Source organism: Vibrio ziniensis, from assembly GCF_011064285.1.
Taxonomy (GTDB): Bacteria; Pseudomonadota; Gammaproteobacteria; order Enterobacterales; family Vibrionaceae; genus Vibrio; species Vibrio ziniensis.
Window position 1 is genome coordinate 1532090 of the sequence record NZ_CP049331.1, and the last position, 18778, is coordinate 1550867.

General features: G+C 41.3%; 12 protein-coding genes. All 12 read left to right on the forward strand.

Annotated features, from left to right (window positions below; translation table 11 throughout):
• The first annotated feature begins 85 nt into the window (after window positions 1-85).
• The 12 genes from G5S32_RS06945 (at window position 86) to G5S32_RS07000 (ending at window position 18777) form a co-directional block, all read left to right on the forward strand.
• The gene (locus G5S32_RS06945) at window positions 86-559 is read left to right on the forward strand and encodes a GAF domain-containing protein (protein WP_165311328.1); all 474 of its coding nucleotides are present in this window, start codon (window positions 86-88) and stop codon (window positions 557-559) included.
• Window positions 560-658: 99 nt separating this feature from the next.
• Window positions 659-1285 carry an RNA chaperone ProQ gene (gene proQ, locus G5S32_RS06950; protein WP_165311329.1) on the forward strand — a complete coding sequence of 209 codons (627 nt, stop codon included), beginning with the start codon at window positions 659-661 and terminating at the stop codon, window positions 1283-1285.
• 17 nt (window positions 1286-1302) lie between these two features.
• Window positions 1303-3309, forward strand: coding sequence for a carboxy terminal-processing peptidase (gene prc / locus G5S32_RS06955; RefSeq protein WP_165311330.1), 2007 nt, complete (start codon window positions 1303-1305; stop codon window positions 3307-3309).
• A gap of 147 nt (window positions 3310-3456) precedes the next feature.
• Complete coding sequence (locus G5S32_RS06960) at window positions 3457-4131, forward strand: hypothetical protein (RefSeq protein WP_165311331.1); 675 nt, start codon at window positions 3457-3459, stop codon at window positions 4129-4131.
• 154 nt (window positions 4132-4285) lie between these two features.
• A complete protein-coding gene (gene pepN, locus G5S32_RS06965; RefSeq protein WP_165311332.1) occupies window positions 4286-6892 on the forward strand; it encodes an aminopeptidase N in 2607 nt (868 codons plus the stop codon).
• Window positions 6893-6983: 91 nt separating this feature from the next.
• Window positions 6984-7202, forward strand: coding sequence for a DUF2835 domain-containing protein (locus G5S32_RS06970; protein WP_165311333.1), 219 nt, complete (start codon window positions 6984-6986; stop codon window positions 7200-7202).
• Between the two features lie 185 nt (window positions 7203-7387).
• On the forward strand, window positions 7388-12226 hold the full coding sequence (locus tag G5S32_RS06975; protein WP_165311334.1) for an NAD-glutamate dehydrogenase: 4839 nt from the start codon (window positions 7388-7390) through the stop codon (window positions 12224-12226).
• A gap of 73 nt (window positions 12227-12299) precedes the next feature.
• On the forward strand, window positions 12300-13310 hold the full coding sequence (gene pyrD / locus G5S32_RS06980; protein ID WP_165311335.1) for a quinone-dependent dihydroorotate dehydrogenase: 1011 nt from the start codon (window positions 12300-12302) through the stop codon (window positions 13308-13310).
• Between the two features lie 178 nt (window positions 13311-13488).
• Window positions 13489-14031, forward strand: a complete 543-nt coding sequence (locus G5S32_RS06985) for a cell division protein ZapC (protein ID WP_165311336.1) — start codon at window positions 13489-13491, stop codon at window positions 14029-14031.
• Window positions 14032-14489: 458 nt separating this feature from the next.
• Entirely contained in the window at window positions 14490-16616 is a 2127-nt protein-coding gene (gene rlmKL / locus G5S32_RS06990) for a bifunctional 23S rRNA (guanine(2069)-N(7))-methyltransferase RlmK/23S rRNA (guanine(2445)-N(2))-methyltransferase RlmL (protein WP_165311337.1), read from the forward strand.
• A gap of 24 nt (window positions 16617-16640) precedes the next feature.
• Window positions 16641-16883, forward strand: coding sequence for a glutaredoxin family protein (locus G5S32_RS06995; RefSeq protein ID WP_165311338.1), 243 nt, complete (start codon window positions 16641-16643; stop codon window positions 16881-16883).
• Entirely contained in the window at window positions 16861-18777 is a 1917-nt protein-coding gene (locus tag G5S32_RS07000; protein WP_165311339.1) for an ABC transporter ATP-binding protein, read from the forward strand. Before G5S32_RS06995 ends, G5S32_RS07000 begins: the two co-directional genes overlap by 23 nt.
• The last annotated feature ends 1 nt before the right edge of the window (window position 18778 follow it).

Here is an 18778-nt window from a genome sequence, read left to right on the forward strand (position 1 = left end):
ATGTAAAGCCTTTAGGTAATCAAAACTTAAAGGCATTTAAAACCTAAAGTGAAGTTTATATTTTTCAATTGGAAGTTTAGTTTATATGAAATTAGAACATTACCACCGCTTAACAAAACAAGCTGTCGCACTACTAGAATCAGAAAAGGACTTGATTGCGAACTTGTCTAACTTAAGCGCGCTGCTCAATATGGAATTAGAAGACCTTAATTGGGTCGGATTTTATCTAATGCGAGACGGTGAGTTGGTATTAGGTCCGTTCCAAGGCAAGCCTGCTTGCGTACGTATTCCAGTTGGACGTGGTGTATGCGGAACAGCCGTCGCTAGTAATAGTGTACAACGTGTTTATGATGTTCATGAGTTTGAAGGACATATCGCGTGTGACGCTGCCAGCAATTCAGAGATAGTTATTCCATTTTCAATAAATGGTGAGGTAGCTGGTGTACTTGATATTGACAGCCCAAGTGTAGGGCGTTTCTCTGAAATTGATGAGGAAGGTCTTACATTTTTGATGACAGAAGTAGAAAAGCTGCTCAATTCACAGGCTAACAAGGCATAAATTGTCTTTTGCCTGTGGTTTTTCGTATTCAGGTCACTATAATACCGAACATATTTACTCTTAATGCTCGCGGACAAGCCGCATAAACCAGGAATCCTCATGGAAAACACTGAAAAGTTAAAAAACAGCAAAGAAGTTATTGCGTACATTGCTGAATGTTTCCCTAAATGCTTTACTTTAGAGGGTGAAGCGAAGCCTCTTAAAATTGGTATTTTTCAAGATCTTGCTGAACGCCTTGGCGAAGATCCAAAAGTTAGTAAAACTCAGCTTCGTGCAGCGTTAAGACAGTACACCTCTTCATGGCGTTACCTACACGGCGTAAAACCTGGTGCGGTTCGTGTAGACCTTGATGGCAACGCTTGTGGAGAGCTTGAAGAACAGCATGTAGAACATGCACAAGCAGCGTTAGCAGAAAGTAAGGCTCGCGTGGACGCTCGTCGTAAAGAACAAGGTAAAAAAGCTCGTGAAGAAGCGAAAGCTAAGCCGAAAGCTAAGAAAGCTGCTCAGCCTCGTCGCCCTCAAAATAAAGGGCCAAAACCAGAAAGTAAACCTGTTGAAACTAGAGCTTTAAATACTGACGAAATCGTTGTTGGTAAAGAAGTGAATATCAACATGGGTAAAGGCAACATGGCTGCGACCATTGTTGAAATCAATAAGGAAGATGTGCGTGTTCAACTTGGTAACGGCCTACAAATGGTTGTAAAAGCGGAGCACTTGCGCGCCTAAAGGAGAAACTCCTACGCATGAAATGCCGTTCAAAATGGACTCTGATTGCTGCTAGCGTTTGGCTAGCAGCATCATCAGTTCAGGCTGTTGAAGCCCAAATTCAAAAGAAAGATTTACCAGTTCTTGCTCCTGAAGCTCAACATGAAACAGCAAGCAAAAGGGTAACTTCTCGTTTTACTCGTTCTCATTACAAGCATTTCAATCTTGACGATCAATTCTCTCAAGCGATTTTCGAACGTTATATTGAGCTTCTAGACTATAATCGCAGTCTATTTACTCAAGCGGATATCGACTCTTTCCAGTCTAAAGCAGTTCAGTTAGATGATGAACTCAAGGCAGGTAGTAACGCTATTGCGTTTGAAATATATAACCTGTCGATGAATAAGCGCTTCGAACGTTTCAAATATGCTTTGTCACTGCTTGATAAAGAAATCAAATTTAATACTGACGAAACAATTGAAATAGACCGTTCGAAAGCAACTTGGCCTAATGACAAAGCTGAGATTGATCAGTTGTGGCGTAAGCGCGTGAAATACGATGCTCTGAGCTTAAAACTGACAGGCAAAGAGTGGCCTGAAATCAAAGAGACGCTTTCAAAACGTTACAACAATGCTATCAAACGATTAACTCAAACTCATAGTGAAGATGTATTTCAGCTTTACATGAATGCGTTTGCTCGCCAAATAGATCCTCATACCAGTTATTTGTCTCCACGTAACGCAGAACAATTCCAGTCAGAGATGAGTTTATCTCTGGAAGGTATCGGTGCTGTTTTACAGATGACTGATGACTATACAGTGATTACCTCTTTAGTCACTGGTGGTCCAGCTGCTAGCAGCAAGCAATTGTCTGAAGGTGATCGAATAGTTGGCGTTGGTCAAGATGGAGAAGAGCTAGTTGATGTTATCGGTTGGCGCTTAGATGACGTGGTTCAGCTTATCAAAGGTCCAAAAGGAACTAAGGTTAACCTTGAGATTCTACCCGATGGTAAAGACGCTAAACGTCACGTTGTAACAATTGTACGAGACAAGATTCGTCTGGAAGACAGAGCAGTTAAATCAGAAATAATTGAAAAGGATGGTAAAAAAATTGGTGTTCTCGAAGTACCAAGTTTTTATGTTGGCCTTTCTCAAGATACGGATAAGCTAATTACTCAGTTAAAAGCGGATAAAGTAGATGGCATTATTGTTGATTTACGTAACAACGGTGGTGGTGCTTTAACTGAAGCAACAGCGTTATCTGGTTTGTTTATCACCAGTGGTCCTGTAGTTCAAGTCCGTGATAGTTATGGTCGTGTTAACGTAAATAGCGATACTGACGGGAAGATCAGTTACTCGGGGCCTATGACGGTATTGATCAACAGCTACAGTGCGTCTGCATCTGAAATTTTCGCTGCGGCTATGCAAGATTATGGACGTGCAATCATTCTGGGTGAGAACTCCTTTGGTAAAGGCACTGTGCAACAACATCGCTCTTTGAACCATATCTACGATATGTTCGATAAAGAGTTAGGTTATGTGCAGTACACCATTCAAAAGTTCTATCGTATTGATGGTGGCAGTACGCAGAATAAAGGGGTAATACCTGATATTGCTTTCCCTGCTGCAATCGACGCTTCAGAAACGGGTGAAAGTGTGGAACCAAATGCACTTCCTTGGGACAGTATTGATCAAGCTAAGTACTCGAAACTTCAAAATTTCTCAGCGCTTATTACTTCATTAACACAAAAACATGAGGCGCGTATTACCTCTGATCTTGAGTTTGGTTTTATCCAACAAGATATTGCTAAATACAAAGCCGAAAAAGATGATAACTCATTATCTTTAAACGAGAAAGTTCGTAAAAAGAAGAGTGAAGCAGCTGATGAAGAACGTTTAGATCGAATTAACAAACGTCAAGTTGCTGCCAACAAAGCAGAATACAAGACGTTGGATGATGTGCCTAAAGATTATGAAGTACCTGATGCGTATTTGAACGAGTCGGTATCTATCATGGTAGATATGCTGAAATCATCAAAAAAATAGTAATTTCAATGCATTACTAAAGCGAGCTTAACTGCTCGCTTTTTTTATATCTCTATTGTCCATATGCAACCTAATGTGACATATATCAAATAATTTAGCGAAATCTGACATGAGATCCTAAGCTTAAAAAAAGTGAGGGAGATCGCTATGAAATGGATAACCGTTATTTTTGCTTGCATTGCATTAGCAGTGACTGGACAAGCCTTTGGTTCAATGAATGGACCGTTAAAAGATTTAACACAATTTGACCAACCGTTTCTGCTTGGGGATTGGTATCTGCTGAATCCTGCACCGAATGAAACGGAAGAGAATTTTCTAGCCATAAAGCTTAACTTTGAATCTGATTATACGTTTGCCATCGATATTCAGAAAAAAGACTACAGTGTCGATCATTGGGAAGGTATGTTTACGGCTAATAGTGATACGATCATTCTCGGTTTAAATAGTGATGACCCTCAAGTTTATGAATACAAAAGTAATCATAACCTTCTGTTTTTAAACGGGGTTACTTTTACAAAGGCGTTGCCGAATGCGTTAGCGGGGATGTGGTCTAGCACTTCTCTCTCCGGGCAGGATTCCTATGCGGATAAACTCACAGAAGTGTTGCTTATTCTTCAACCAGACTTTGTCTTTCTTTTTAAGGCCAGTGGTAGCGATGGTAATGAAACCACTCATCAAGGTGTCTACTACATGGAAGGTGAGCATTTAGTCTTACTTTACGAAGATGGTGAGCAAGATACGCGTTACACATTGCAGCAAGATCAGCTAACGTTAGATATGGAAGGTGGTTCAATGTATGCGGTATTAAATCGCGTTCGTTGAGTTGTAAGCAGAATGTTTATTAACCAATTGCTTTATATTTATGAGAGATAGCCATCGTTGGTTATCTCTTTTTTTGTTCTAGGGGTTGTTATTGCCTGTAACAAGCCTAAGATCTGTTACTGTCACATATCATTATGTCAAAAGGATTCCGGCAATGGCTCAAACTCCTCAAGCCAAATATCGTAAAGATTATACTCAACCATCTCATACTATTTCTCAAATCGAACTTACCTTTGATCTCTTTGATAATGAGACAACGGTAACGGCTGTTTCACAAGTTAAACAGATGAAAGACAGCACGACATTGGTTTTGGATGGTGAAGAACTAAAACTACAAGCACTAAAAGTTAATGGCGTAGATTGGACTGAATTCACTCAACTTGACGCGGGTTTAGAAATTCGCCAATTACCAGCAGAGTTTGAGTTGACGATTGTTACGCTAGTTAACCCAGAAGAAAATACTGCATTAGAAGGTTTGTACAAGTCTGGCGGCGCTTTCTGTACTCAATGTGAAGCTGAAGGTTTCCGACGTATTACTTATTATCTAGACCGCCCTGATGTACTGGCGAAATACACCACAACAGTCATTGCTGACAAAGCCCAATATCCATATTTGCTAAGCAACGGTAATAAGTTGGAACAAGGTGAAGTGGAAGGCGGTCGTCATTGGGTGAAATGGGAAGACCCGCATCCGAAACCTGCGTACCTATTCGCTTTAGTGGCTGGTGATTTTGATGTTCTAAGAGACAAATATGTTACTCAATCTGGTCGCAATGTTGACCTAGAAATCTTTGTAGATAAAGGCAACCTAGATAGAGCAAACCATGCGATGGTTTCTTTGATTAACTCGATGAAGTGGGACGAAGAACGCTTTGGTTTAGAATACGACTTAGACATTTATATGATCGTTGCGGTTGATTTCTTCAACATGGGCGCAATGGAAAATAAAGGGTTGAATATATTCAACTCGAAGTTCGTGTTAGCTAATGATCAAACCGCTACAGACACTGATTATCTTGGTATCGAAGCGGTAATAGGGCACGAATACTTCCATAACTGGACAGGCAACCGAGTAACTTGTCGTGACTGGTTCCAGTTGAGCTTGAAAGAAGGATTGACTGTGTTCCGTGATCAGGAGTTTTCGTCTGATTTAGGCTCCCGCGCAGTTAATCGAATCGGCAACGTTCGCATTATTCGCGGGCCGCAGTTTGCTGAAGATGCAAGTCCAATGTCTCACCCAATTCGTCCAGATAAAGTAATAGAAATGAATAACTTCTATACATTAACAGTGTACGAAAAGGGCAGTGAAGTTATTCGAATGATACATACTTTGCTTGGTGAAGCGGGCTTCCAAAAAGGCATGAAGTTGTATTTTGAACGTCATGATGGCACTGCGGCTACTTGTGAAGATTTTGTTTCTGCCATGGAAGATGCATCAGGCGTCGATTTAAAACAGTTCCGTTTATGGTATAGCCAGTCAGGTACGCCAACAGTTTCTGTTAGCAGTAAATATGATGCAGTAGCTAAAACCTATGCGCTGACGGTCTGCCAATCAACAGAACCGACTCATGACCAAAAAGAAAAACAAGCACTGCATATTCCTTTCGATGTAGAACTGTATACAAAAGACGGTAAGGTTATGCCATTACAGTGTAATGGAAAGCCAGTTGCGAATGTTTTAAATGTCACTCAAGCAGAGCAAACCTTCGTATTTGAGAACGTAGCAGAGCAACCAATTCCATCATTATTGAGAGAGTTTTCTGCGCCGGTAAAACTGGAATATGACTACTCAGATGATGAGTTGGTGTTCTTGATGTCTCATGCGACTAACGAATTCGCTCGTTGGGATGCTGGTCAAATCCTAATGGCTAAGTATATACGTGACAATGTCACTCGATTGCAGCAAGGGAAAGGTGTTGAATTAAATGAAGTTGTTATCGATGCGTTCCGTGGTGTATTGCTCAGTGACTCGTTAGATCCAGCATTTGTGGCAGAGATGCTTTCATTACCTAGCCACAACGAAGTTTCTGGTTGGTATAAGTGTGTTGATGTCGATGCCGTTGCGAATGTGCTTAAAGCGTTCAAAGTTATTCTTGCTACTGAGTTAGAAGATGAACTTAGCGCGACTTATCAAACTCTAAGACAAAATGAATACACTATTAGTCATGATGCTATTGGTAAGCGTGCATTGCGCAATATTTGTTTGTCCTACTTGGCGTATACCGAGCAAGGTAATGCTTTAGCAGAGAAACAATATAATGAAGCGAACAACATGACTGATACTATTGCTGCTATGAGCGCTGCCAACAGTGCGGGCTTGCCATGTCGCGAAGCCCAAATGGCTGATTACAGTAACAAGTGGAAACATGACGGTTTAGTTATGGATAAATGGTTCACTCTTCAAGGTTGCAACCCTGCAGGTAATGCACTTGAAGTCATCAAGAAAACGATGAACCATGAAGCCTTTAGCTTGAAGAACCCGAACCGTACGCGAAATCTTATTGGTGCGTTCTTAAACAGCAACCCAGTAAACTTCCATGCGAAGAGCGGAGAAGGTTATCGCTTTGCTGGTGAAATATTGCGTGAACTCAATAGCAGTAATCCACAAGTGGCTTCTCGTTTAATTGACCCGTTACTTAAGTTCCGTAAATACGATGAAGAGCGCCAAGGATTAATTAGAAAAGAGTTGGAAGCGTTAAAATCGATGGATAACTTAGCGCGAGATCTTTTTGAGAAAGTGTCTAAAGCTCTAGAAGAATAAAAGACAAACAGTGGTGGCATTTCGATGCCACCTTTTTTTCATCTGAACTTTTTGATCTTTAAATTTCAACATAGAGCGCTTTAGTTGTTATATGCAGCATTACTACTTTTCACTCAATATTTCTTATCAAGCGTATTTGGCTCATTACTCAGGAGCGGCAAGTTCCGTTTTAGTTGTAACAGAGCAGGGATTGCGTTTGCAGTTGCCAGCATCAAAATTTCGACCATTTCTTAGTCAAATTGGAGTAAAAGGTCGATTTAGACTGATAACCGACCAAAATAACAAGTTTATAAAGTTAGAAATGCTGTAATGAAAGATAATGCCAGATGTTTAAATAGGTATCTTAGTCACATTCTCAAACTTTTGCCTGAGTGTAAATGTTAAAATCATTAACGTTTAGTTTCTAAAACTTTTACAATAAGGCATGCATTACCAGCAGTAGGCTATATTCTTACTGCATCCCCTACAAAACATAATTCTAATCTGGAGTCGCCTATGACCGCGCGTGAGACTTTGATGCCGGTTCTACTTGAAAAAGTTTACCAACTTATTCAAGACAAACTTGAGCAAAAACAACAACCCTTGGTTACTCAACTTGCTCAACATTTATTTAGCAATGTATCGCAAGATGATTTAGCTGAAAGAAATGAATCCGATTTATATGGTGCAGTAGTCAGTCTCTGGCATCATATCAGTGAGAAGAAAAGTGATGATTACTCTGTGCGAGTTTTCAATCCAACGGTAAGTCGTCATGGTTGGGAATCTACCCATACGATTGTTGAGATTGTTGTCCCTGATGGTCCTTTCCATGTTGACTCTATTAAGATGGCACTTAGCCGACTTGATCTTACTTCCCACTTAATGCTAAACGGTCCAACTCAAGTTGATCGTGATGACAAAGGCGCAATCAAGAGTGTCAATAACGGAGAGGGAGATCTTCAGTCTCTGTTTCACATTGAAGTCGATCGGCTAAGTAACAAAGATGAGATGAAAACTCTTCAACAAGAATTGCTCGAAATTCTTTTGGATGCGGCTTTGGTCGTTAAAGACTGGAAACCTATGGTAAATAAACTGGATCAAGTTATTAGCCAGCTTGAAACAAATGTAGATCTTTTACCAGAATCAGATCGTTTCCAAGAAACTATGGCGTTCCTACGTTGGTTGGGTAACCATAACTTTACTTTTATGGGCTACAAAGAATACGATCTTGTTGATGTTGACGGCGAAACAACTCTAAAACCAACAGCAGAGCCGGGTCTAGGTTTGTTCTCTCAAAGTGAACGTGTTCGTTCAGTAAAACTTTCCGAATTCTCTGACTCAGCTCGCCTAGAAGCGAAAAAAGCCTACTTACTTATTCTAACTAAAGGCAATAAGCAATCTCGTATCCATCGCCCAGCCTATACAGACTACATTGGTATTAAGAAGTTTGATAATAACGGAAAGGTGATTGGTGAGCATCGCTTTACCGGTCTTTATACTTCAGCGGTGTACAACCAAGCAGTACAAAGCATCCCTCTAATTCGTGAGAAAGTGGAACGTATTCTAAGTGCTAGCCGCTACCGTGTTGGTTCGTATGCTTATAAAGCACTGCACAACATATTGGAAAACTACCCACGTGATGAGCTGCTTCAAGCAACAGAAGAAGAACTGTTAGAAGTGGGTATGGGCGTTGTACAAATGCAAGACCGAGATCTTCTTCGTCTGTTTGTGCGTAAAGATCCGTTCGGTCGTTTCTTCAGTTGCATGGTGTACGTAACAAAAGAACGTTACAACACTGAGTTACGCCGTCAAACGCAACGTATTTTTAAACAATATTTTGGTTGTGAGCAAGAAGTCGAATTCACAACGTATTTCTCTGAAAGCCCACTTGCAAGAACCCATTACATCGTTCGTGTTGATAACAACAATATGGACGTGAATGTGAAGAAAATAGAGCAAAACTTAATGGAAGCATCAACAACTTGGGATGATCGTTTAGCAGAAGCGATTGTGGCAAACCGCGGTGAAAGTAAAGGTTTACCACTTGCTAAAGAATACCTGCATGCATTCCCACGTTCATATAAAGAAGATGTAATGCCAGCTTCTGCGGTGGCAGACATTGAGCGTTTAGAAGCTTTAAACGAAGAAAACAAGTTGGGTATGTTATTCTACCGTCCGCAAGAAGAATCAACAGATTCTAAAGCGGTTCGCTTGAAACTTTACCACCGTGATGAGCCAATCCATCTTTCTGATGTAATGCCAATGCTTGAAAATCTTGGCTTGCGTGTTATCGGTGAATCACCATACGAGATAGTGAAGTCAAATGGTCAAGTTTACTGGATCCTTGATTTCTCAATGCTTCATAAGAGCGAGAACCAAGTTGATCTTCGAGAAGCTCGCGATCGTTTCCAACAAGCGTTTGCTGCTATTTGGAATGGTGATCTAGAAAGTGATGGTTTCAACCGTTTAGTGTTGGGCGCTTCATTAACCGGCAGAGAAGTATCGATTCTTCGTGCTTATGCTCGTTACATGCGTCAAGTTGGTTTCCCATTCAGCCAACAATATATTGAAGACACATTAAGCCATTATCCTGAGGTCGCTAAAGGCTTGGTGGATCTATTTGTGCGTCGTTTTGATCCGAAACATAAGGGTGCGCAAAAAGGTCAAACGGATCTAATTAATAAGCTTACTGAACAGTTAGATCACGTAGAAAGCTTAGATGATGACCGTATTATTCGTCGTTACATGGAGATGATCCTCGCGACATACCGTACCAACTATTATCAATTAAACGAAGACAAACAGCCTAAGCCTTGGTTGGCATTGAAGATGAAACCAAGCGAAATCCCAGAGATTCCTGCTCCAGTACCAGCGTTTGAAATCTTCGTTTATGCACCTGATATTGAGGGCGTACATCTACGTGGTGGTAAAGTTGCTCGTGGTGGCTTGCGTTGGTCAGACAGACAAGAAGATTTCCGTACTGAAATCCTTGGTTTAGTAAAAGCACAACAAGTTAAGAACACAGTGATTGTTCCTGTGGGTGCTAAAGGTGGTTTCGTTTGTAGAAAACAGTACCTGTACAACACCCGCGATGAGATTTTTGCTGAAGGTCAGCGTTGTTACAAACGCTTCATACGTGCGCTATTAGATGTGACTGACAACATCGTAGAAGGTGATCTCGTTGCTCCTGTGAATGTGGTTCGTCACGATGAAGATGATCCGTATTTGGTTGTTGCGGCAGACAAAGGTACGGCAACATTCTCAGACCTTGCTAACTCAGTATCGGCAGAATACAACTTCTGGCTAGGTGATGCTTTCGCTTCAGGTGGCTCTAATGGTTATGACCACAAAGCAATGGGCATTACAGCGAAAGGTGGTTGGGAGTCAGTTAAGCGTCACTTCCGTGAGATTGGCATCGATTGCCAAACCACCGATTTCACCGTAGTGGGTATCGGCGATATGGCGGGTGACGTATTTGGTAACGGTATGCTGCTGTCGAAACACATTCGCCTACAGTGTGCATTTAACCACTTACACATCTTTATCGATCCAACGCCAGATGCAGCATGCAGTTGGGAAGAACGTAACCGCTTATTTAATCTACCTCGCTCAAGCTGGGAAGATTACAACCCTAAACTGATTTCGAAGGGCGGTGGTATTTTCTCACGTAAGGCAAAATCGATTACTTTAACGCCTGAAATTCAAAAGATGTTAGGCACTAAGAAAGGATCTGTTGCTCCAAACGAGTTGATTAAGATGATCCTTTCTATGGAGGTTGATCTACTTTGGAACGGTGGTATCGGTACATACGTTAAGTCTTCCCGCGAAACTCATACCGATGTTGGTGATCGCGCGAATGACTCACTACGTATCGATGGTCGTGATCTAAACGCTAAAATCATTGGTGAAGGTGGCAACTTAGGCATGACTCAACTGGGTCGTGTTGAATATGCACTGAAAGGTGGTCGTGTTAACACGGACTTTGTTGATAACGTTGGTGGTGTAGACTGCTCGGATAACGAAGTTAACATTAAGATCTTCCTAAATGGTCTTGTTGCCAATGGTGATATGACAGTTAAGCAACGCAACCAAGTTCTTGAGTCTATGGAAGATGAGGTTGGCGCGATTGTAATCGAAGATGCTTATGTTCAGTCAGAGTCTATTTCAGTGACTGAACAGCAAGGTGTTGCGGTAGTTAAAGAACAGGTTCGCTTTATTCATCAATTGGAGAAAGCAGGGCATTTGGATCGAGCGCTTGAGTACATTCCTGATGACGAAACTCTACTTGAACGCGAGAAACAAGGTCATGGTTTGACCCGCCCTGAACTTTCAGTACTCGTTGCTTACGGTAAGATGGTGTTGAAAGATGAGTTAGCGTGCGAAGACATTGCGAATGATGAGTTCCATGCACAGCAACTTATCAATTACTTCCCAACTGAGTTACGTCGTAACTATTCACAGCACATGCAAAACCATCCGCTACGTGCTGAAATCATTGCAACAGCACTTGCAAATCAGATGGTTAACGAAATGGGTTGTAACTTCGTTACTCGTTTGCAGGAAGAGACTGGTTCAAGTGCCGTTGATGTGACTAATGCTTATGCCGCTGCGCGTGAAATCTATAATTTAGGTTCAGTGCTTGAAGAGGTACGTAAGCTAGATAACAAAGCGGATGCATTGACTCAGTATGAAGTGATGTTCCATGTTCGTCGTACTCTTCGTCGTTTATCACGTTGGTTGCTACGTAATCGTCCAGGTAAACAATCTGTTCTTGAGTTGATTGCACTGTACAAAGCCGATGTAGAAGCGATTGCCAATAAACTGGATGATGTACTTGTCGCTGAAGAAGTGGAAGAGCACAACATTATGGCTAAAGCGTGGATCGAGAAAGGTATCGAACCGACATTAGCAAACTATGTTGCTCGTTTATCTAGCCTACATTCAGTACTGGATATATCCTCAGTGGCAAAAGAAAAGCAAAAAACAGTCGAACAAACTGCAAAACTGTACTTCAACCTGGGTGACCGTTTGTCTCTGCACTGGTTCTTGAAACAGATTAACAACCAAGCGACAGACAACAACTGGCAAGTATTGGCTCGTGCAGCATTTAGAGAAGATTTGGATTGGCAGCAACGTCAATTAACAGCTCAAGTGCTTAACTGCAAATGTGAAGACGGTGAGTTGGATGTGATTAAAGCTCTCGAAGAGTGGATGGAAGCAAATTCTGTGTCACTGCATCGTTGGGAAAATATCCTGAACGAGTTCAAAGTAGGTACTGTACATGAGTTCGCGAAGTTCTCTGTCGCTTTAAGAGAATTGATGCTGCTCAATTTAAACTGTCAAGCGGTTGAATAAAGTTTGAATTGTTAGCTGAATCAGACAATAATTACGCCCCGTTTAATCGGGGCTTTTTTCTATCGGAGGCACAATGCTCTACCGCTTAGCCAGAACTGGCTTTTTCAAATTGGATGCTGAAAAGGCGCATGATCTTGCCATCCAAAACTTTAAACGTTTCACCGGCACTCCTCTTGATCTTTTCTATCGTCAACATCTTCCAAATCGACCAGTAGAATGTATGGGATTAACATTCAAGAACCCTGTTGGCCTTGCGGCAGGTCTAGATAAGAATGGTGAATGTATCGATGCATTTGGTGCGATGGGATTTGGATTCGTTGAAGTAGGGACGGTAACTCCTCGTCCTCAATCAGGAAACGACAAACCGCGTTTATTCCGTATCATTCCTGCTGAAGGGATCATTAACCGTATGGGTTTTAACAACCTAGGTGTTGATAACTTGGTTGAGAACGTTAAAAAAGCCAATTATGACGGGATTATCGGTATCAATATCGGTAAAAATAAAGATACACCTATCGAAAAAGGTGCTGATGACTACTTAATCTGTATGGAAAAAGTCTATCAGCATGCAGGTTATATCGCTGTAAACATCTCATCACCAAATACTCCAGGGTTACGCTCACTACAATACGGCGAAGCGCTTGATGAGTTGTTAGCTGCGTTAAAGGTAAAGCAGGCTGAGTTAGCGAGTAAATACGATAAGTATGTTCCTCTAGCTCTTAAAATTGCACCTGATCTGAGTGATGACGAAATTAAACAAATTTGTGCATCATTGCTTAAGAATAATATTGATGGTGTGATTGCAACGAACACAACTTTGGATCGTACTTTGGTTGAAGGTATGAAACATGGCAATGAAGCGGGTGGGTTAAGTGGTAAACCACTTCAATCTCGCAGTACAGAAGTGATCAAATGCTTGTATCGTGAATTGGGAGATCAAATTCCAATTATTGGTGTTGGTGGTATCGATTCATATGTTGCAGCGAAAGAGAAATTACTAGCTGGTGCTAAACTTGTTCAAGTGTACAGTGGTTTTATTTATCAAGGTCCACGTTTAGTTGCTGACATCGTAAAAAATATCTAATTGAGACTTCTGTTTTTAAACAGAACAGAAGTGACAAGGTAATGTAGAGAGGAAATGAGAGAATCATTTCCTCTTTTTTTTTGTTTTTCCTCTCTTAGAATTAAGTGCAGTTAGTTGGCAAGGGTAATTAAGCGTTTTACCTAATAGTCTGATAATAAATAAATAGCGAGTCAGGACAATGCTTAAACCGAGTGACAAATGGAATTGGTACTACTCAGATAGCGAAGGCTATCTGATGTTAGAACTGGGTGATGAGATGGTGTTTCGCACCAATCTAAGTAGCAATCTTTTAGTAGATTGTGCTTTTGCATCTAATCAATTTACTGTTGACGACGCTTCTGACTACCAGACTTACAAAGAGCGCATTGATTACCTCAATCTCAGCGAGCCACGCAAAGTAGAGTTAGTCCTTTATTGCGTTGCAGCTAAGCGTTTCCATAAGCCAGTCCAACCTAAGAGCTGGTTCTTTGATTACCAAAGCAGTGGTTATTCTCCAGACGAGGGTGAAATAGTAAGCCTCGTCAATGGTAATGGCCAAGGTTACTTCATCGTCCTAGAAGTGGGTGACAATGCTAGCTTATGTGCATTAGTCGACCTTGAAGATTTTGTTCTAAACAGTTCTAAACAGCTATGCTTTGGACAAGTGATTAAAGTGATGCATGACAGAATGGCATCAGCAAATCAGATTTTGCTGCCACAGCCTATGGCGTTGGTGGGTTAAGTTTCCCTAGTATTTTCGTTCCTTTGTTTTATTTCCCATCGGCGTAAGCCGATTTTTTTTGCCTTCAATTCACCTCAGTTGAGTGGTGTAGTTTCTATATCGCCAATCATATTTCTACTTCTGACAAAATATTTGCATTTAAATTGCCTTAAATGTGACGATACAGACCAGCTTATTTCCCATTAAAAGTACCAAAATATTCCCGTTTTAACTAAAAGTGTAATTAATTTACAGTGTAAAAACTACTCTGGTATAGTCCAGATTTATTGTGAATAAATACTCACTATCGCTATGAGGTAATAAATTAGGGAGATAAGAATTCAGTAGTGGTTTTATTAACAATTAGAAGAGCTGGAAATGTAAGTTTTGTGTTTTTATGGATTTAGGTTGTTTAGATTTGGGCAAGTTGTTCTTTGTCAGGTATAATCTGACACCATTTTTATTAGCTAAAGAACACTATGAATCAGTATCTAGCGGTAACCTCAAACGGTCTTGAGAACCTATTAGTAGAAGAATTAACAAAATTAGGGATTTCAGACGCCAAACCTGTGCAAGCAGGGGTGAAATTTAAAGCGTCAAATGAGCAAATTTACCGTTGTTGTTTATGGAGCCGCCTTGCTTCACGATTTGTACGTGTTATTACAGAATTCAATTGTCAGAATGATATGGACCTGTACCTGTCGGCGACGTCAGTGAACTGGGTTAATCATTTTCATAGCTCTAAAAAGTTTGTGGTTGATTTCAACGGCACAAACAGAGAGATCCGTAACAGTCAATATGGCGCAATGAAAGTTAAAGATGCTGTAGTTGATTGTTTTGAAAAGAAAAACCTCCCAAGGCCGTCGATCAGTAAAGATCATGCAGATCTTCGCATTCACGTTCGACTACATAATGATAAGGCTCTACTTGGTATCGATATGGTCGGAGGTGGCTTACATGTTCGTGGCTACAGAACGGAAGCTGGTCGTGCCCCACTTAGAGAAACACTAGCGGCGGCTATCATCCTACGAAGTGGCTGGGATGCATCAAAGCAATTGTTAGACCCTATGTGTGGTTCAGGTACTTTGTTAATTGAAGCGGCGATGATGGCTGCGAATATTGCTCCTGGTCTTAAGCGTGAAAAATGGGGTTTTGAGTCCTTACAAGACTTCGACCCCGAACTTTGGGCGCAAGTGAAATCTGAAGCTAGTGTGCAGGCGAGAAGGGGTGTCAATAAAACTGACACTAAGTTTTTTGGCTTAGATAGTGACAGCCGTGTTCTAAAAACCGCTAAAGATAACGCTAGACGAGCTGGTGTAGAAAGCTTGATTCAGTTTGAGCTTGGAGATGCCGCACTGCTTAAGAAGCCGCAAGGTTTTGAAAGTGGTGTAATCGTCTGTAACCCACCTTATGGTGAGCGCTTAGGAACACATCCAGGTCTTATCGCACTCTACACAGCATTTGGTGCGCAGCTTAAATCTGAATTCGGCGGTTGTCAGGCGTCTATCTTCTCTAGTTCAGATGAATTACTTAGCTGCCTACGTATGCGTGCTGAGAAACAATATAAGTTGAATAACGGTGCGTTACCTTGTCACCAAAAGAACTATTCAATTTCTGCTCGTGAACGTTCTGAAGACGAGCAAGAAACGCAACAGACTCAAATCGCGCCTGATTTTTCAAACCGTCTGAAGAAGAACATTGCAAAAATTGGTAAATGGGCGAAGCGTGAAGGTCTAGATTGTTATCGTATCTACGATGCTGATCTACCTGAATATAATGTTGCAATCGACGTGTATTTAGATCAGTTAGTCATCCAAGAGTATGCTGCACCGAAGGATATCCCAGAAGAGAAGGCAAAACGCCGTCTCACTGACATCATTAGGGCTGCGATTCAGGTTAGGGGCACAAATGCCAACAATGTTGTTTTGAAAGTCCGTGAAAAGCAAAAAGGCTCATCTCAGTATCAGAAGTTTGGTCAGCAGTCTCAAACGATGGAAGTCAATGAGTATGGTGTGAAGCTGCTTGTTAATTTACATGACTATTTGGATACTGGACTTTTCTTAGATCATAAGATTACTCGTCGTAAACTTGGTGAAATGGCTAAAGGTAAAGACTTCCTGAACCTATTCGCTTATACCGGCTCTGGTACAGTGCACGCAGCTTGCGGTGGTGCGAAATCAACGACAACGGTCGACATGTCAAATACCTATCTAGAATGGGCAAAGGACAACATGAAGCTAAACGGCCAAGTAGGACGCCAGCATCAGTTTGTTCAAGCCGATTGCCTTCAGTGGCTTGAACAAGCTTCGGGTAACTATGATCTTATCTTCATTGATCCGCCAACATTCTCAAATTCAAAGCGTATGGAACAATCTTTTGATGTTCAGAGAGACCATATTCAATTGATGAAGAACTTGAAGCGTATTTTGCGTCAGGACGGCACTATTGTTTTCTCAAACAATAAACGTCATTTCAAGATGGATATGGCTGAATTAGAGAGCTTAGGTTTAGAAGCTAAAAATATCTCTGCGCAGACACTTCCACTCGACTTTGAACGCAACAAGCACATTCATAACTGTTGGGTAGTTACTCATAAGCTAGTTTAGTGAATGAATAATAGGGAAAGTTGATTGATAACTTTATACAGTACTGAAGGTTGCCACCTATGTGAGATGGCCTTCTCATTACTTATTCAGGCTAATGTTGCTTCACATGTTGATGTAATCGACATTGCATTCAATGATGAACTGTTTTCTCGTTACGGGGTCACTATCCCCGTAGTATCATATCAAGGTTCAGAGCTAAACTGGCCTTTTGATTTTTCAGAATTAACTCAGTGGTTAGATAATAATGGCATTAATTACCATTCATAACGGTTTACTCGCTTTTGGTGACCATCCTTTACTTGATCACGCAGATTTCGCATTGCAAGAAAATGAGCGTGTTTGTTTGGTTGGCCGAAATGGAGCAGGCAAGTCAACGCTAATGAAAATCATCGCAGGTGAAATACTGTTAGATGATGGCAAAATGCAAGTGATGCAGGATGTCATTGTGTCGCGTTTAGAGCAAGACCCTCCGCGCAACCAGGAAGGTACTGTATTTGATTATGTTGCTGGTGGTCTACAAGAAGTCGGCGAGCAACTTAAGATCTACAATGATCTGCTCGATCTTGTCGCTGTTGATCCATCAGAATCCAATATTAAGAAGTTGGCAAATGTTCAAGAACAGCTAGAGCATGCCGGTGCTTGGCGCTTTGAAGACCGAATTCAGAACGTTTTAGCTTCATTAAAGCTTGATGGTCATACAAAGTTAACGGATCTTTCAGGTGGTTGGCAGCGAAAAGCCGCTCTAGCACGTGCTTTGGTCTGTGACCCTGATGTATTACTGCTTGATGAGCCTACCAACCACTTAGATGTTACGACAATTGAATGGTTAGAGGGATTTTTAAAGGATTTTCGCGGATCGATAATCTTCATTTCGCACGACCGCTCGTTCATTAAATCGATGGCAACACGCATCGTCGATTTAGATCGTGGCCAACTTAACTCTTTCCCTGGCGACTATGAAAACTATCTTACTGAAAAAGAAGAGTTATTGAGAGTCGAAGAGTTACAAAACGCAGAGTTTGATAAGAAACTAGCTCAAGAAGAAGTTTGGATCCGTCAAGGTATCAAAGCTCGCAGAACACGTAATGAAGGCCGTGTTAGGGCACTTAAAAAGCTCCGTCAGGAACGTAGTGAAAGACGTGAAGTGCTGGGCAAAGTTAACTTACAAATCGATGACGCGTCTCGTTCTGGAAAGATCGTATTTGAAGCAGAAAACCTCAATTACGCTATTGAAGACAAGTGCTTGGTTGATAACTTTAGCTTTAATATCATGCGTGGCGATCGAATTGCTCTTATTGGCCCTAATGGATGTGGCAAGAGTACGCTCTTAAAGCTTCTACTTGGCCAATTGACCGCAGATAGCGGTCGTTTGCACTGCGGTACCAAATTGGAAGTAGCATACTTCGATCAGTATCGCGAAGTATTAGATCCTGAAAAAACAGTAATCGATAACCTGGCAGACGGTAAACAAGAAGTAACGGTTGGTGGTCGTCAACGACATGCGTTGAGTTATCTCCAAGATTTCTTGTTTGCGCCGAAGCGCGCGCGTACTCCTGTTAAAGCACTGTCTGGCGGTGAGAAAAACAGACTTCTGCTTGCTCGTTTATTCCTAAGACCAAACAACTTGTTGGTACTGGATGAACCAACAAACGATTTAGATATCGAAACTTTGGAACTTTTGGAAGATTTGCTTGCCAATTATCAAGGAACTTTATTGTTGGTCAGTCACGATCGTGAATTTGTCGATAATACAGTGACTACGAGTTGGATATTTGAAGGTAACGGTAAAATAGAAGAGTTTGTTGGCGGTTATCATGATGCTCAGCAGCAACGCTTTCAAGTGATGCAGTCGCGTAGTGTTGAAAACGTTGTCAAACAAGATAAATCGGTTGAGCTATCTCCCAAATTGGAGTCAGTGAAGCCTAAATCTAAAAAGTTATCTTATAAACTGCAGCGGGAATTAGAAACTCTGCCGCAAAAGCTCGAAGAGTTAGAAGCAGAGATAGAATCACTGCAAGAGCAAGTTAACGATGCCGATTTCTTTAGTCGATCTGTTGATTTGACCCAACCAATTTTAGACAAGTTATCTGCCAAAGAGCAGGAGCTTGAAATTGCTTTTGAACGCTGGGAAGAGCTGGAAGCAATGCAACAGGATAGTTAAT

Excerpts from the sequence above, each read along its gene's own strand:
- pyrD (WP_165311335.1), top strand. The coding sequence starts at position 12,300 with ATGCTCTACCGCTTAGCCAGAACTGGCTTTTTCAAATTGGATGCTGAA.
- G5S32_RS06985 (WP_165311336.1), top strand. The coding sequence starts at position 13,489 with ATGCTTAAACCGAGTGACAAATGGAATTGGTACTACTCAGATAGCGAA.
- G5S32_RS06945 (WP_165311328.1), top strand. The coding sequence starts at position 86 with ATGAAATTAGAACATTACCACCGCTTAACAAAACAAGCTGTCGCACTA.
- G5S32_RS06975 (WP_165311334.1), top strand. The coding sequence starts at position 7,388 with ATGACCGCGCGTGAGACTTTGATGCCGGTTCTACTTGAAAAAGTTTAC.
- rlmKL (WP_165311337.1), top strand. The coding sequence starts at position 14,490 with ATGAATCAGTATCTAGCGGTAACCTCAAACGGTCTTGAGAACCTATTA.
- G5S32_RS06960 (WP_165311331.1), top strand. The coding sequence starts at position 3,457 with ATGAAATGGATAACCGTTATTTTTGCTTGCATTGCATTAGCAGTGACT.
- G5S32_RS06970 (WP_165311333.1), top strand. The coding sequence starts at position 6,984 with ATGCAGCATTACTACTTTTCACTCAATATTTCTTATCAAGCGTATTTG.
- G5S32_RS07000 (WP_165311339.1), top strand. The coding sequence starts at position 16,861 with ATGGCATTAATTACCATTCATAACGGTTTACTCGCTTTTGGTGACCAT.
- pepN (WP_165311332.1), top strand. The coding sequence starts at position 4,286 with ATGGCTCAAACTCCTCAAGCCAAATATCGTAAAGATTATACTCAACCA.
- prc (WP_165311330.1), top strand. The coding sequence starts at position 1,303 with ATGAAATGCCGTTCAAAATGGACTCTGATTGCTGCTAGCGTTTGGCTA.
- proQ (WP_165311329.1), top strand. The coding sequence starts at position 659 with ATGGAAAACACTGAAAAGTTAAAAAACAGCAAAGAAGTTATTGCGTAC.